An 18230-nucleotide genomic window follows, 5' to 3' on the forward strand; every position below is an offset into this window, starting at 1 on the left:
CATAGAGTTGAAATCAACTTCATGAACTAAAGGATGCGCATGGAAAAATTTGATATTATTGATTATAAAAAAGTAAATGAAGTACTACATCAATTAAATGAATTGGTTGAGAAACAAAGCAAGCATATAAGGGAACTCATACATATTGGAGAATCTCTTTCCGCAAAAAATAGTCTCATTAACATCTTCTCTATAATTCTTAAAGAGGCAATGGATTATGCTAACACAGATGGAGGAACGATTTATGTAATTTCTAATGATAAACAATATCTAGATTTTAAGTTACTCTATAATAAATCTCTTCAACAGCGAATGGGAGATATTAATTCTCCAGTAACCTGGCCAAGTGTTCCCTTATATAATTGTGATGGTTCCCCAAATATGAATCATATGGTTTCGTATGTATTCCATACAAAGGAGAGTAAAGAATTTGATGATGTGTACAAACAAGACATTTTTGATAATACTGGTACAAAGAAATATGATATGCGAAATAATTATCACTCAAAATCTATGGCAGCAATACCATTGACAAATCATGAAGACGAGGTATTAGGAGTGATTCAGCTTATTAATGCACAAGATGATGAAGGAAAGATTATCTCTTTCAACGATAATCATTTATTAATGCTCAATTCCCTTGCATCACAGGCAGCTATCTCTCTTTCAAATAGCAGGTTAATAGAACATCTTGAAGAATTACTTCTGCAATTTATCAAATCAATTGCTTCTGCAATCGATAAGAAGTCAAAATATACTGCAGGACATGTCAAACGGGTGGCAACCCTTACAGAAGATATTGCACATGTGATAAACAATCAGGACAGAGGTCCGTTTCAGGATGTTTTTTTTAGTGCCGATCAGCTTAAGGAAATTTCAATGGCAGGTTGGATGCATGATGTCGGAAAAATAGTTACGCCTGAATGTATTATGGATAAATCCACAAAACTCGAGAAGATTGTTGATAGAATTGAAATCGTGAATATTCGCTGTGAACTAATAAAACAGGTCGTTTTTAAAGATTTAAATAAAATGCGCGCTCAAGGAGTTCTTACTGGTAAAAAAGAACGCGAATTAAATATGATCATTAGTCAAATTGAAAAGGATTTCCAGCTAATAGATGAATTGAATTATGGTGCGGAAATTTTCTCTGATGAATACACAAAGGAGATCGAGAGAATCGAATCATTTTCTTATACATCTGATGGCATTGAATATAAGCTACTATCTGAAGACGAAGTAAAGAATCTCAAAATAAGTAGAGGTACCCTGACAGAAGAGGAATTTGCAGTTATGAAAGATCATGCACAGGTTACATGGGAAATGCTTTCACCTCTTCCATTACCAAAGAAGTATGAAAATGTACCCCTTTTTGCTGCATCTCACCATGAAAGACTTGATGGTGGAGGTTATCCAAACAGACTCCCAGAAAATAAAATACCCCTTCAAGCACGTATAATAGCTGTGGCAGATGTTTACGAAGCTCTTTTAAGTGAGCGTCCATACAAAAAAGGAAAAAAACTAAGTGAAGCATTGACCATCATGGCACATATGGTTCTTGAAAATAAATTGGATTGGACCGTTTTAGAAATCCTCTTAGATTCGGAATTGTATCTAACATTTGCACAGAAAATAGCAAAACCTGACCAGATCGATGAAGTGTCCTTAAAAGATATAAAAAAGATATACCATAAATTAGACTGAATATAAATATTTAGTATTTTTTGTAGTATTAAAGGAGTAATATGAAAGAACTTCAAATATCAATTTTATATGTAGAAGATGAACATATCATTCTTCAATCAGTAAAAGATATGCTTGAGGGTAAAGTCAGGAATCTTTATCTAGCGATGAGTGCCGAGGAAGCCCTGGATCTCTTTAAAAAACATAAACCAGATGTGGTGATCACAGATATTAAAATGCCCGGTATGGATGGGCTTGAATTACTACGCGAGATCAAGAAAATTAAACTCGACACAAAACTTGTCGTGTTAACAGCGTTCGGAAAAAGGAATTATCTCATGGATGCAATTTCCATAGGCGTAGATAAGTTTATTCTCAAGCCCGTTGAAGAGGATTTCTATTATAAAGAACTCCAGGACCTTTCCAGATCGATCAAGCTTGAAAAACAACTCAGGCTTGAAGAGGAGCGAAGGAGAAAGGCACAGAAAGAGCTAGAAGAAGCTAATAAACGATTAAGTAAATTAGCACGAACAGATCCTTTGACTGGACTATCAAATAGAAGAGATATATATGAGAAAATAGAGTATGAGATAAAACGTTTTGAGAGAAATAATATTCCCTTTTCCATAGTGATCGGAGATATTGATGATTTTAAGGATGTGAATGATAATCTTGGCCATGATGCTGGTGATTTTGTTCTCTTCTCCATAGCTCGGCATATACGTTCAATGCTCAGAAAACAGGATGTTGTTGGACGATGGGGCGGAGAAGAATTTATACTTATGCTGCCAAACACAAACCTGGAAGGTGCCAAGATCATAACTGAAAGAGTTCGGAAGTCGATTAAAGAAAAAGTTATTCAATATAAAGAGAATGATGTTTCAATAACAATTACCTTCGGAATTTCAGTGTTTGATGAAATGGAGCCAATCAACGATTGCATAAAAAAATCAGATACTGCATTATATAAAGGGAAAAAGGAAGGGAAGAACTGTGTGACAGTTTGATAAATTATTATAATAAATATATATTACTATTAAAATCAGCATATTATAAAAAAACTTGACGCTCCTCCAGACCAGCTTACCTTTTTGTTCAAATTTTTTTGAATAAAAAAATAATTCATGAAAGCAAGAAGAAAATGACCAAAAAAATACTCCCATTTCTCGTTTTTACTATCATACTGTTTGCAGGTTGTGCTGACTTTCTTGAACCTATTATTTATCCCGGGGAATTAATTATTAAAGCAATCATTCCTACAAATGGCTTTGCAAGGGATGTGTTTGTATCAGAAGAATTCATATTTATTGCAGAAGATCAAGCAGGTTTCTCGATCTATGATAAGGCAACAGATTCACTCCTTGTGCAGTATTATGGGAATATCGAGAATGCCAGGCTTATTCAGGCAATCGATGATATTAATCAGGTTTTTGTATACGACAGATACGGTAGCCCAGCTGCTATCATGGTTTATGATTATACCGACCCGAAAAATCCAGTTGAACTACCACCTGTAACTGGCCAGACGGCAAGCATAGAAGATCTCAAATGTGTGCTACGGGCAGATAATAGCGTCGATGTTCTTTGGACACATGCAAATAGCTATCAATATGGAAATTACAATAACATTTGGTTAGGATCCTATGCATATGATTTTCCCAATGCTATTGAAGGTTTTGATATACGTGATACATTATTATTTGTAAGTGGTGAACAGAGAGGGTTGTATATCACCAACCGAAATAATGGCACGATCATCAGTGAAGTGAATACACCCGGAACTGCTGTAGATGTAAAAGTATATGAGAACTATGCCTATGTCGCAGATAAAGAATACGGAATATCTGTAATCGATATCTCCGATATTACACAACCTGAACTTGTTTTCAATTATGACACTTCAGGTTATGCACAAAGATTAGATGTCGATGGAGATTTTCTTATTCTTGCTTCTGGAGGTGGAGGTGTGTATCTGTTTGATATTTCAAACAGAGAACATCCTGAATTTTCCGATCGATGGGATGATTCAGATATTGGATATACGTATGATGTGGAATTTTATGATGGAGAAGTTTTTGTCTCAACCCGTGAGGGTGTGTATCGTATGTCAATTGTATTAAAAAATTAATAATTAGAGGATATAATGAAAAGATTCCTTTTAGTAATTTTGTTTAGTCTTACTATTCTCTCTCTTTCTTACGCTGGATCATTTGAAACTGTTGCTCTATCACAGGATGAAAATGTAATGAAGTGTCAATTCTCAGATTTATCAACCTCGGAGTTACAGTTTGAACTACCGGAATTTAAGCAATACTTGCATTATGAAAAAGATGCTGACTATCTTCAAATCTCGATCCCTTCAGAAGGTTCACTTGTTCTAGAAGGATATCCAGATCTCCCTGTAATAAGCAGACTGATCGCCATTCCTCCCCAGGGCAATGTAAATTTTGAGATTCGTAATATCTATGAAGAGGTGATTTCCAATGTAGAAATTTATCCTTATCAGGGAGAAAATAGAACCGTTGAAAGTCTCCTGAAAAATAAGCAAGTATACAACGGAACCGAACCATATCCTTTGGAGATTATTACTTTATCAGAACCACAGATACTTCGAGATCTCAGGTTGGTAAGAGTTACTATACAGCCATTTCAATATTTTCCAGCAACCAAGGAACTGCGCATCATAAAAAGCGCTGATGTTGAAGTTACGACTACAGGAAATGGTGGAACTAATGCTAAGACTTCTCAAAGAAAGATTTCACGATTCTTTGAACCGATATATAAGTCAATGGTTCTGAACTACGAACAGGTATTACCTGAAGTTGAATACCAGGAACCATGCTATCTTTTTATTTATCCGAATGATACGACTGTTCAAGCATATATGAACTATATTACTGACTGGAAGCATCAAAAGGGATTTCGTGTCGAAACAACCGACCTCGCTCACACTGGTACGAGCTCTTCTCAAATAAAAACCTTTATTCAAAATGCCTATAATACTTGGGCTTATCCTCCAGAGTTTATATGTCTTGTTGGTGATGCAGACGGTTCATATAATATTCCTACAAGTTATTATTCAAGCGGTGAGGGAGATCAATATTATACTCTTCTCGAGGGTAACGATATACTAGCAGATGTTATAATCGGAAGACTTTCTTTTAACTCTCTCCTGGAGTTACAAACAATCATTGCTAAAATTCTAAATTATGAAAAGACTCCTTATATGGCAAGCACAGACTGGTATACAAGGGCTCTTCTCGTTGGTGATCCTTCAACATCAGGTCCTTCATGTGTTTCTACATGCAAATTTGTAAAAGAAGTAATGCAAAATTATTCAAACGAGTTTACTTATGATGAAGTGTATTCTAATCCCTTTGTTTCAGGTATTGCTAATTCGATTAATAATGGAGTAAGTTACTTTCATTATCGGGGATATTATGGCATGAGTCAATGGGATAATACTGATATTTCAAACCTCTCAAACGGTTTTCTTTTGCCATTTGCTGTCTTTCCTACCTGTGGAACAGGAGATTTTGATGGCACAACCGGTCGTTCTGAATATTTTTTGAAAGTTGGTTCACCAAGTACGCCGAAAGGTGCTATTGCGGCAATCGGTACGTCAACCTTAAGCACTCATACTTGTTTTAATAATACAGTATCAGCTGGTGTTTTTAATGGAGTTTTCAGAGACCATATTTTCAATCCTGGTGGGGCTTTAGTTCGTTCAAAACTTAGTTTGTATAATAGTTATCCAACCAATCCAAATAACTGGGTAAACTGCTTCTCATACTGGAATAATCTTATGGGAGACCCAGGAATGGAACTTTGGACAACCGTACCGATTCAAATGGTGGTAACACATCCATCTTCCATTCCAATTGGAACAAATAATATCGAGGTAGTGGTTAAAAATTCATTTGGTTTTCCGTTATCGAATGCATGGGTAACAATCCTGCAGGAAAATGACACAATTTTTGAAAGCGGTTATACTGATTCATATGGTAAAATTGTACTTCCAATTAGTACTACCAATACCGATGATGTTACCATTACTGTAACAAAACATGACCATATACCTTATATCTCTGATTTCAGCATCGGACAAGAAGATAATTTTGCAAGCATCTCAGATATTGAAATCGATGATGATAATAGCGGCTCATCATCAGGAAACAGCGATCATCTCTTGAATCCTGGTGAAGAAGTTGAATTGGTCATTAGCTTGAAAAATCACGGAAACTACTCACTTCATAATGTCACTGCTACTCTTGAAACTGATGCTGCTGGTGTTACTATTACAGATAATACAGAAGAATATGGAACCATCAATGTCGGACAAGTAGTTGCCAGCACTGATGATTTTGATATTTCTATAGCTGAGGATGTTTTAGGGAATACAGAGGTGACATTTGAGCTTCTGATAACTGACAGTGCTTCTAACCAATGGACAGATTGGTTTACACTGCCGATATTAGGTGCGAACCTTGATTTTTATGATTATACGATAATTGATGGCAATGACGGCATCCTCGATCCCGGTGAAACTGCTCAATTGATCGTGACATTGAAAAATTCGGGATCTGTTAGCGCATATTCTATTGACGGGTATCTGCATAGCGATGATGACAATATTGTTCTTAATGATAGTCTTGGATTCTGGGGTGTCGTATACTCTAATGATACTGCAACAAATAATAGTAATACTTTCGAAGTATTTGCGAACACGCAGGTAATACCGGGAAGTCAATATAATCTACCGCTTCATCTTACCAATACAGATGGCTATGATGAAGTAGTCCAGGTATCTCTCGAGGTAGGAGTTGTCGATGTTGGCGATCCGCTTGGACCTGATAAGTACGGCTATTACTGTTACGATGATGGGGATACGGATTACAGTATAGCTCCATTATATTTTTGGATAGAAATCGATCCGGATCTTGGGGGAAATGGCACCGCGTTAAACTTGTATGATTCCGGTGATGATGGAGATATTGCTACAATAGATATTCCTTTCACCTTTACCTTTTATGGTCGATTCTATCATACAATAACTATATGCACAAATGGCTGGATTGCGCCAGGCAGCAGCGAAGAGTTTGCTTTCATGAACAGACCCGTTCCTGAATCACTCGGACCGTCACCCATGATTGCTGCATTTTGGGATGACCTGAGAACAACAAGCAGCAGTGATGTTTGCTATTACTATGATTCTAATTCGCATTATTTCGTTGTAGAATGGTCACATATGAACAATGATTATGATAACTCAGAAGAAACATTTGAAGTTATTTTATACGATCCTGCCTATTATCCAACTCCGACTGGTGACTCAGAAATACTTGTACAGTATAAAATATTTAATAATGTCAATGCAGGTTACTATTCTGGTGGTTATATCAATCATGGAGAGTATTCAACGATAGGTTTGGAAGATCATAGTGGACTGGTTGGTCTGCAATATAGCTTCTGCAATATCTATCCCCCTGCTGCAAGAACACTCACAAATGAATCAGCAATTCTCTTTACAACTCGTGGATCTGAAATTCTCGATCCGCCAGTTGCAAATGTAACTCCTTTACAGTTTGAATTTGACCTTGATCAAGGGCAGGTAGGACATGATGAACTCTCAATCTCGAATCTCGGAGAATCTAATCTGATCTATTCTATCGAAAAAGATTATAATACTGAGCGCGATGCAGGTGGACCGGATAGTTATGGTTATATGTGGTCAGATTCCAACGAACCCGGCGGACCTGTTTATGAATGGATTGATATCAGTGGAATTGGCACAGAAGTTTCTTTTAGTCATAATGATGTTGCATCAGGTCCCTTTGATATTGGATTCGATTTTGACTTCTATGGTGAAACTTATGATGAGTTTATTTTAAGTCCCAATGGATGGATCGGATTTGGTAATGATTGGGATGATTATCATAACTATTCAATTCCAAGAAATGATGCTCCAAAACCTGCGATTTTTGGTTTCTGGGATGATCTCGATCCTCTGCAGGGTGGTGATGTATACTATTATTCCGATGGTACAGAAAACCTTATCATCTGGTTTGATCATGTCATACATTTTCCAGGTAATACAAACGGAACATATGATTTTCAGATCATAATCTCAAGCGACAATACGATAAAATACCAGTATAGAACTCTCAGCGGGACAATCACAAGCTGTACTGTCGGTATTCAAAACGGAACAGGCTCGGTAGGATTAGAAGTCGTCTACAATGGTAACTACCTTCAAAATAATCTTGCAGTAGAGTTCTACAGAGTAATCGATTGGCTCAGCGTGTCTCCTTCGAGTGGAATCGTTTTTGAAGACGATACACAAATAGTAGATATCGATGTCGAAACTGATGAACTCGAATATGGTTATGAGTATTATTGTGACCTTTACTTATCAACAAATGATCCTAATCTCACCCAAACAGTTATTCCAGTACATCTTATAGTTGGTGATATTGAACAGGGAACCGTTCAGGGAACCGTAAATTTGTTTGGAGGATCTTCTTCTCCAGATGATGTGACTATTACAATAGGGAGTACATCATTACATCCAGATCCTTCAGGATGGTATAGCACAGTAATTCCTATTGGAAATTACACATTATCTGCCACATGTCCTGGATACGACAGTTATATTCTTGATATAAACGTTCAAGCTGATCAGATAATAATTGTGAATCCTGAGCTGGAATACATTGAAGCACCAGAGAATGTATGGGTTGAATTGTCGGAAAATTATATTGCGACAATTATATGGAATGATGTATCACAATACGATAAAGCAAGACTGTTCCAGTGCTACACGCTTGCACGGCAGATTGATGATGGCAGCTGGATTATCCTTGAGGAAGGTTTGCATGACACTATTTTTGTCGATAATCTTTATGGGCAATCTGATGGTGATTATAAATACGGAGTGAAAGCAGTGTACGAAAACACTCAAAGCTCACTCGTGGAGTCAGAGACATTACCAATCTACCGTTTTGTCGATGTCAGGTTTGAATTTACCCTTTCTAATGGGCAAACCCCTTCTGGAATTCATTTTAACCTAACAGGTCTGGATACGATCTACACCCAGGTTTTTAATGATTCAACTGGTGTTAATGGACTCATATCGTATCAGGATGTATTCAAAGCAGATTATCATGTGACCATTGAAAAGACTGGATTTGAAACCATCGATGAAGTCATCACGATAGATGATGAGCATACAAACTTTCAATATGCACTTCAATATATAACTGATATTGGTGATACTCCAACTCCTCTTGTAAGTAAATTAGAGCAAAATCACCCCAATCCTTTCCATCGCATCGGTTACGGACATTCTGGAACTGAAATAAACTATCATATCCATAAATCCGCGCATGTACAGGTTGAGATATATAATCTCAAAGGTGAACATGTTGCAACGTTAGTTAGTGGCAATATGACACCGGGAATTTATTCAACCACCTGGAATGGATGTGATGAGCAAAACAAGACCGTTGGATCCGGTATATATTTCTATAGACTTATGATCGATAATATCCCAGTAGAAAGCAGAAAGTGTATTCTTATTAAATAAATCTGATCCACAAAGGCACAAAGACACGAAATAGAATATATTATTCTTTGTGTCCTTGCACCTTGATGGCAAATAAATAAATGAAATTTTTGGAGTTTTTCATGAAGACGTTTTTCATATTAACTATTGTTCTATGTGCAGTGAATATTGCTTTTGCAGATACAATAGAAAAAATTTACTATTTTGATGATCCACATTTTATCTCTGTCGATGGTAGTTATCAGGTAGTTGGTTTTGAATCAACTATTCAATCCGCACCGGCAGGATATCCATCTTTACCTTACCATGCGATTTCATTACTATTACCCCCTGGTCATGAAGCAGTGGACATTGAGGTTTTGCCTGAGGGCAAAGAAACTCTTGCGGGAACTTACTCTCTTTATCCAGCCCAGTATGTTCAACCATATTCAAAAGAAAAATCAGGGCAATTTCTCTTAAATCAAGACATTTATAATCAAAGTGGATCATATCCTGATAATATAAGAGGACAGCTCTCAACTGAATATATGAATGGTTTCGGATTTGCTTTTTGTGCTATTACACCGATCGAGTATGTTCCAAAAGAACAACAACTTTCATATTATCATACTATTACCGTGAGGATCACAACCCAGATACATTCAAATAAATCATCACTTGCCATACCATCTACAGTATGTGAATCGCATTTTGAAACGATTCAAAAATTGGCTCAAAATCCTGAGATGATCACGAAATATGAACGAGATCTTCGTGACGGAGAATATGAAGTTCTCTTGATAACTCCTGAAGCATTCATAAATGATTTCTCGGACTTGATCGATATGTATCTCACTCAAGGATTACGGACTGAAATTGTAACTACTCAGACGATAGCATCAACTATGACGGGTGTTGATCTTCAGGAAAAAATCAGGAATTATATTATACAGGAATATCAAACAAACGGAATCCGATATGTCATTCTCGGCGGAGATGATGAACATATTCCACATCGGGGTTTTTATTGCGAAGTCCAATCATCATCGTTATATACTGATGATGATATCCCTGCTGATCTATACTATTCTGCACTTGATGGAACCTGGAATGATGACAATGATAATCTTTGGGGTGAAATAGGAGAGGATGATCTTCTTCCGGATGTGTCGGTTGGGAGAATGTCATTCAGCAATTCTGCTGAACTCGCAAACATATTGAATAAATCAATGAGTTATCAGGAAAATCCTGTACTTGGGGAATTGACAAGCCCGATCTTTGCTGGTGAAGATCTGTATAACAGCCCTCAAACCTGGGGTGGTGATTATCTTGATCTTCTGATTGGTTTACGTGAAGATAATGGATATACAACCAATGGAATCCCAGCAACTCAAAATATTGAAAAATTATATGACAGAGATCTTGGGTACTGGAGTGCATCCACACTGATAAGTAAAATAAATGAAGGAAAATCCTATGTTCACCATTCGGGTCATGCGAACCAGACATATTGCATGAGAATGGATGACAGCGATATAACAAATGCTAATTTTTCAAATGTAAATGGTACAACTCACAATTATACACATATTTATACTCACGGTTGTCTTTCAGGTGCTTTTGATTCAAATGACTGTATTGCAGAAGATATAGTGAATTTAGAGAATTTTGCAGCATCATTCATTGGAAATTCCAGGTATGGCTGGTTCAACGAGGGACAGACAGAAGGTCCATCCGAACATCTTCATCGTGAGTATGTTAATGCATTATATACACTAAGGAAAGACAGAATCGGAGAAGCGCACCTGTATTCGAAGATCAATACTGCTCCATGGGTGAATGCACCGGGACAGCATGAAGAAGGCGCTTTGCGATGGTGTTTCTATTGCTGTAATGTGATTGGGGATCCTGTCTTGTCCATCTGGACAGATGAACCGATCTCCATACAGGTTACTTATCCAGATAGCATTTTTATCGGTCAAACGCAAATGCAGGTTAGTATTTCAAGTTTTAGTAATGTTGAAGGTCTTGTCTGTACGATCATCAAGGACGGTATGTATCATGCTTCAGGAACAGTTGACGCAACAGGCCTGGCAACAATCGATATTGATCCCATCTTTACAGATGTTGGGACAGCCCAATTGATCATTACCGGGTATAATTGTCTGAAAGCGAGTTATGATATAATCATAACCCCCAGCTCGGGAGCATATGTCATCATTGATAGTGTTGCCACAAAAGACTCGAATAACAACATGCCTGAGTATGCAGAAGAAGTGAGTTTTGATTTTGTTTTGAAGAATGTCGGAACTCAGGATGCAACCAATGTAACCGCAACGATCAGTTCTGACGATGAATATATTTCCTGCTCATATTCTGCTGCCAATTTTGGTACAATTACAGCAGGTGGTATTGCTTCACAAGAAGATGTTCTACCGATCATAATTGATGAGTATATTCCGGATCAGCATGTCGCTTTATTATCTATGAATATTTCAGCAGATGATAAGCAGTACTGGGCAACACAGTTCTCAATCATTCTTAATGCACCGGTTTTGGAAATTGGACAATGTCAAATAGACGACAGCGCAGGCGATAATGATGGTGTGCTCGATCCTGGAGAAACAGTATTACTGACAATACCAACTCTCAACTCAGGCAATGCTACATCTCCTTCAGCCTCTTCTACTCTTAATTGCACGAACAACTTGATCACGATACAAAACTCATCTGTAAATCTCGGTGCAATTGCATCTGGAGATGCTGCTAATTCAGTTTTTACCGTTAGTGCAAGCGATCAAATAGAAGAAGGTTCAGCTGTTACATTCGATTTTTCAGTCGATGCAGGTTTGTACGATATAGATGAAGCGATCAGCATGACGATAGGATTAATTATCGAAGATTTTGAAACCGGAGATTTCAGCATGTTTGACTGGTATTTTAATGGAGATGCTGACTGGACAATATCAAATACGGATGTATATGAAGGTTTCTTTTCAGCAAAATCCGGTGCAATCGAACATAGTTCTGAGACATCTCTCAAGATTGATGTCGAAGTATTTACAGATGGTGAAATCAGTTTCTGGAAAAAAGTATCCTCAGAAAACAATTATGATTATCTGCAATTTTACATTGATGGTTCGCTGCAGGATGAATGGAGTGGTGAGTCATCCTGGTCTGAAGAATCATATAGCGTATTAGCCGGCGTGCATACTTTTGAATGGCGCTATGACAAGGATGTCTATGTAACTGGAGGAAGCGACTGTGCATGGATCGATTATATAATCTTCCCGCCACTTGGTGCACCAACAGCAAATGACGATCCATCAATAATAGCTCAAAATTATCTATCTGAAAACTTCCCGAATCCTTTTAATAATTCAACCCATATACATTTTGCGATAAAGCAATCATCTCATGTTACGATTGAAATCTATAATATTTTAGGACAAAAAGTTCGAACGATAGCTGATGATGAATTTTCTGCTGGAAATCATGAAGTACAATGGGATGGACGGGATGCTTTTGAACGAAAAGCTGCAAATGGAGTATATTTTTATAAAATGAATACAGATACATTCAATCAAACAAGAAAAATGATATTGATGAAATAAAAGGAGATTTGAATGAAAGGTGCTGCAATAGTAATAATAAGTTTGTTATTCTCATCTTTACTTTTTGGTCAAACGATCTGGGAGGATAATGGTATTCCGATACGTCAGGGCGTTAATATAGAATGGTATCGATCGGGTACATCATTGGAGGATGGCTCAGTAGTATATGTATGGTCTGACACTCGTCTCGGAGATCGAGATGTTTGGGCACAAAGAGTTGATATCAACGGAAATCTCCTCTGGGGTGCTGATGCAGTCATGGTTAATGGCGAGATCAATCGACAGGAAGATCCAGTTGTCATCAATACAGGTGATGGAGGAGTCATTATTGCTTGGGTAGATTTCAGAAATGAAGATGCCGGTGATGTGTATGCACAAAAGCTTGATGGAGATGGAAATCTTCTCTGGAATGAAGCTGGAGTACCTTTATGTCTTGCATCAGATGTTCAAATATCTCTCAATATTGTGAATGATGCCAATCAGGGTGCATATGTGATCTGGCTTGATTCCCGAAATCCCGGCGGAATAGATATTTACGGTACGCATGTTAATGCTTCCGGCGATATTGTAACAGGATGGGATGTCAATGGAAATCCAATTGCTGCTGAGAATGGTGCTCAAGATGGACACACATTCTGGGAAGATGGTACTGGCGGTGCAATACTTGCCTGGCATGATACCCGAGTTGCAACCGATGAGAATCTCTATATGCAGCGAATCGCTTCTGATGGAACATTACTGTGGGGAGCTGGTGGAACGCTTCTTTGTGGTGCCACTGATACTCAAAGCAATGTGAAAGTATGTCCTGATGGAACTGGAAGTTTTATTTTTACATGGCGTGATAAACATAGTGATCCGAATGGAGATATCATGGCAATGCGCGTTGATCTCGATGCAAATTTCTTATGGGCTGGAGATGTGCCCATTTTCCAGGATGCAAGTATTCAAAAAGATCCAAGAATAACGCAGTCTTCAGATACAGGAGCGATCATTGTTTGGGTGGATTACAGAAATGATCCATTAGTTTCAGATATTTATACTCAAAAAATAAATGTTAGCGGTACACTCCTCTGGGGTGTAGATGGTATTGCTCTTTGCACAGCTGAAAATAATCAGCTCGAACCTCGTTTGACAAATGATGAAAACGGAGGTTGTTATTTTGTGTGGACAGACGGAAGAAATGGGGGACATCCACACGAAGATATATATATGCAACACGTTAGTGGTACAGGTACGATTGAATGGGAATCAAACGGACAGGTGATCTGTAATGCATATGGAGAGCAGTTCTCACCTTTGCTTCGCGGAGACGGAAGCGGAAAAGTCTATGCTATTTGGGGTGATAACAGACAGGGTTCCACAGGACTTTACTTCCAGATCCTCAATGGTTCAGGAACAGAGTATCTGACAGAAAATGGCAAATTGATCTATTACGGTCTCTGCGGTGATGCAAAAAATTATTTATTATACCAGGGTTTAGATAAATCATTAATTCTCTGGGAAGATAGTAGAAGTCCATATACTGGTAACCAGCTCTATATGCAGGCACTTAATAATGATGGAACTATAGATCTTGCTGTTAATGGTGCAGCACTTACTGGTCCAACTGGTTATGATCAGGAAAATGTCGATGCAATATACATAGTATCGGAGGATGAGCTTGCAGCAGTTTGGGAAGAGAACAGAACTGGCTTTAAACAAATATATGCTCAAGCCGTTGATGGACAATGTTCTCATCTCTGGTTATCAACAGGTTTGGCACTTGGCGATTTTGTATGCGAGCAGCAGAATCCCAAAATCTCTGCAGTAGCTGGTTCAAGAACAACTGAATACTATGCAGGATGGTCAGATTATAGAGATTTCATGGATCCAGGAATATTTGGACAGAAGATAGTCGATGGTGTGCTGCAATGGAATGATGAAGGGATTGAGATAGTCAACAGATCTGGTGAAGATAAACTTACGGATGTTGTTGGTCTTTATTATATCTTTCAGAGCGGTGCTTGGAACAATCAAAATATATATGTAAAAAAAATTGATAGTAGCGGAAATACTGCAACTGGGTGGTCGGATGATGGATTGGAAATCTGCGGTGCAGCGAATAATCAGAATAATGCTACGGGACTTCTTGTACCGGAAGGTCTATTCGTCATTTGGGAAGATTCTCGTGATGGTGTTCTGGCAATCTATGGACAAGTCGTGACAGAAAGCGGTTCGGTGCTCTGGCAGGCAGATGGTGTGCCGATAGCAAGCTACGATAATGACCAGTCCGCACCGGCATATATTTATGATAATGATTTGTATGCTGTTTGGGAAGATTTCCGTAATGGTGTTGATTATAATATTTATGGTCAAAAGGTGCAAACATCTGATGGATCAATGCTTTGGAATCCAGATGCAGTGCCGATAGTTGATGAAGCAGGTGATCAAACCATGCCGTCAATTACAAAGGTTGGAATCAACCTGTTCGTTCCATGGCAGGATTTCCGAAACGGATTGAATGCAGATATTTACGGGCAAAAAATTTCATTAGACGGCACTGATGTATGGACATCAGATCTACCTGTGTGTACAGCTATCAAGAACCAATCCGGTCCATTAACCGTTCCCTTTGATGATTATTACGCCAGTGTAATCTGGCAGGATGCGCGATCAAGCGGGAAAGCAGATATTTACAATATCTATGCACAAAAAGTACAGATCAATGAAACCTCTGTTGATGATCCACAATCTTCAAATGTTTCTCTTATATCTCATTATCCAAACCCGATAACAAACTCCGTTTTTTTCGTGCTTAAGAATAATGTGTTGCATCGAAATAACCGCATTGAGATCTATAATCTCAAAGGACAAAAAGTATACTCATATGATTTTGAAAAAGATCAGATTGAGCATATATGGGATACCAGGGATTTAAGGGGAAATCCAGTTGCAAATGGAGTTTATTTCTATCGGTATTCAAATTTCAGTGAGTCAACATCACAGAAATTAATTATTTTGAGATAGATCATGAAAAAATTTATTCTTTGTTTTCTTTTTTTGCTATTTGCAGTCTCATTGTATGGACAGATCGGATTGCCAGAGCGGTACCATACATATGATGAGATCAAAGCTGAGCTGGATTCTCTGCAGGCACTCTATCCGGATCTTGTCTTTGTTGATTCAATAGATGTGTCAGCCACTGATTCCATACCAATCTGGGCTGTAAAGCTATCTGATAATGCATCAGTAGATGAAGATGAACCTGCAGTTCTTTATGTGGGGCAATGTCATGCTGAGGAGGTTCTGGGCGTTGAGATCAGTATGTATATGATCAACGAGATTCTCACCCATTTCTATCAAACACCATATGCGATATGGCTTTCCGAACTCGAGATATGGTTCATTCCTTCCATAAATCCGGAAGGATTGCAGGTTGTGATGGATGGCTGGGATGTTTCATTCCGAAAGACAAAAAGGGATAATAATCTAAACGGTATCTTTGATTTTCAGGAGGGGCCCGGACATGATATTGACGGTGTAGATCCGAATAGAAACTATTCTTATAATTGGGTGCATGGAGACACACTCTATGAACCAAGTGGTGAAGAACGCTATGATTATTATCGTGGTCCTTATCCCTTTTCCGAAGGCGGTACGCAAGCAGTTCGAACCTTAGCAGATGAACAACATTTTCTCTATTCAATAAACTGGCATTCATCAAGAACAGGTAATTTTTCTGAAAAAGTTTTCTATTCATGGGAATGGGATGGTGTTAAACGATCTCCGGATTTCGAATTCAATAAAATAATCGGAGAAACAGTTGCATCACTTATAGAAACTGAAGATGGAATAGCTCATTATGAACCTTCACCCTCAAGAGGTAGAAATGGATGTGCTCATGATTGGTTTTATAACACCTATGGAACAGTACAACTTCTAATTGAATGCGGAACTGAAAATCTACAGCCGAATGCTGCACTTGTGGACGACACATGCGAGCGCTGTAAACTTGGTGCTTACTGGCTCATGAACCGAGTAATTGGTTATCAAACCGATGCAGGAATGCTGACAGGCCATATTCAGGATGCTCAAACAAAATCACCATTAGTAGCCGAAGTATATATAAATGATCATGATGCAGTGTATTTCACTCCTCGGCATTCTGATGAATTGTATGGTCGATATTGGCGTTTGCTGGAACCCGGAACATACTCGGTAACCTATAAAAAAAAGGGATACCAAGACACAACCCTTACAAGTGTAACGATCAATAATTCTTCCTGGACTGTGAAAAATGTAGAGCTTGAACCGCTACCACAAGTTACTGTTGTTGGAAATGTTCATAATAACGGCACTCCTCTTACATGTGATCTCATCCTCTCTGATGGATATTTCTCAGAAACGCTTTCATTAATAGGAGATTTTTCGTTTAATTACCATACAGGAACCTATCAGGCAACATTTATTTCAGACGGATATGTACCGCAGATTATTGATATTGTTATCGATGATAGCCTGGAAAATTTAGATATAAATTTTCAGCAGCAAGTTGTAATATTCGAAGAAGATTGGGAATCCGGTATGGATGAATGGACAGCTGGAAATTTTTGGTGTCTGTATGAAGAACCATACGAGGGCACATTTGCTTTGCGTGATAATAATGACAGGTTTTATCATAATGGTATAGAATCTTCGATTAAGACGAGTTCATCAATCAATCTTAATGGTGTGAATGAGGATGTTGTACTTAATTTTTGGCATAACTATCATACAGAATGGGAGAATGATATCTGCTCGGTTGAGATATCACTTAATAACATTGACTGGACTGCTCTTGCATCATATTCAGGTGTAAGTCACGGCTGGGAACAAGTACTAATTCCCATCAAAGATTATGTCGATTCTCATGTCTATATTCGCTTTACTATCTCAACAGATTCCTATTTAAGCGATCCGGGCTGGCTTATCGATAATGTGAAGATTGTATCATCACAGGGCAATGGAATCGAAGATCCACCTACTCCGCCGCAATATATATTACAGCAAAATCAACCCAATCCATTCAGATTTATAACATTTTTCCCTTATGAAATTAACAACTCCAAGAGTGAAGATATAACTATTTCTCTTTACAATATTAAAGGGCAGCTTGTTAAAACTTTTCATATCGAAGAGAAAAACTCAATGATTTCATGGGATGGAAAGAATGAAAAGGGAGAACCAGTTGCATCAGGTATATATTTCTATCAATTACTAGCTGATGAAGAGGTTATTGCTACCAAGAAATGTGTTTTATATAGATAACTATTTCGGGAATCCATTTATAGTGAAAAAGTTTACAACAAAATACCAATACAGAAAAAAAGAAAATATTTCAGAAAGGTTTTGTTCATGAAAAAGACCATATT

At 37.9% G+C, this 18230-nt stretch carries 7 protein-coding genes; all 7 read left to right on the top strand.

Annotated elements, in window-relative coordinates:
- Positions 1 to 39: 39 nt before the first annotated feature.
- The 7 genes from JW794_01265 (at position 40) to JW794_01295 (ending at position 18126) form a co-directional block, all read left to right on the top strand.
- On the top strand, positions 40 to 1704 hold the full coding sequence (locus JW794_01265) for an HD domain-containing protein (GenBank protein ID MBN2016756.1): 1665 nt from the start codon (positions 40 to 42) through the stop codon (positions 1702 to 1704).
- A 41-nt stretch (positions 1705 to 1745) separates the two neighbouring features.
- Entirely contained in the window at positions 1746 to 2690 is a 945-nt protein-coding gene (locus JW794_01270) for a diguanylate cyclase (protein ID MBN2016757.1), read from the top strand.
- 134 nt (positions 2691 to 2824) lie between these two features.
- Positions 2825 to 3811 carry a hypothetical protein gene (locus JW794_01275; GenBank protein MBN2016758.1) on the top strand — a complete coding sequence of 329 codons (987 nt, stop codon included), beginning with the start codon at positions 2825 to 2827 and terminating at the stop codon, positions 3809 to 3811.
- Positions 3812 to 3826: 15 nt separating this feature from the next.
- Entirely contained in the window at positions 3827 to 9268 is a 5442-nt protein-coding gene (locus JW794_01280) for a hypothetical protein (GenBank protein MBN2016759.1), read from the top strand.
- A gap of 101 nt (positions 9269 to 9369) precedes the next feature.
- Positions 9370 to 12840, top strand: coding sequence for a T9SS type A sorting domain-containing protein (locus JW794_01285; protein MBN2016760.1), 3471 nt, complete (start codon positions 9370 to 9372; stop codon positions 12838 to 12840).
- Positions 12841 to 12852: 12 nt separating this feature from the next.
- Positions 12853 to 15846, top strand: a complete 2994-nt coding sequence (locus JW794_01290; GenBank protein ID MBN2016761.1) for a T9SS type A sorting domain-containing protein — start codon at positions 12853 to 12855, stop codon at positions 15844 to 15846.
- 3 nt (positions 15847 to 15849) lie between these two features.
- A complete protein-coding gene (locus JW794_01295; protein MBN2016762.1) occupies positions 15850 to 18126 on the top strand; it encodes a T9SS type A sorting domain-containing protein in 2277 nt (758 codons plus the stop codon).
- Positions 18127 to 18230 lie beyond the last annotated feature (104 nt).

Source organism: Candidatus Cloacimonadota bacterium (assembly GCA_016932035.1).
Classification (GTDB): domain Bacteria; phylum Cloacimonadota; class Cloacimonadia; order JGIOTU-2; family JGIOTU-2; genus Celaenobacter.

Bases quoted from the DNA above. Each gene is read 5' to 3' on its own strand.
- JW794_01265 (MBN2016756.1), top strand. From the start codon at position 40: ATGGAAAAATTTGATATTATTGATTATAAAAAAGTAAATGAAGTACTA.
- JW794_01270 (MBN2016757.1), top strand. From the start codon at position 1,746: ATGAAAGAACTTCAAATATCAATTTTATATGTAGAAGATGAACATATC.
- JW794_01275 (MBN2016758.1), top strand. From the start codon at position 2,825: ATGACCAAAAAAATACTCCCATTTCTCGTTTTTACTATCATACTGTTT.
- JW794_01280 (MBN2016759.1), top strand. From the start codon at position 3,827: ATGAAAAGATTCCTTTTAGTAATTTTGTTTAGTCTTACTATTCTCTCT.
- JW794_01285 (MBN2016760.1), top strand. From the start codon at position 9,370: ATGAAGACGTTTTTCATATTAACTATTGTTCTATGTGCAGTGAATATT.
- JW794_01290 (MBN2016761.1), top strand. From the start codon at position 12,853: ATGAAAGGTGCTGCAATAGTAATAATAAGTTTGTTATTCTCATCTTTA.
- JW794_01295 (MBN2016762.1), top strand. From the start codon at position 15,850: ATGAAAAAATTTATTCTTTGTTTTCTTTTTTTGCTATTTGCAGTCTCA.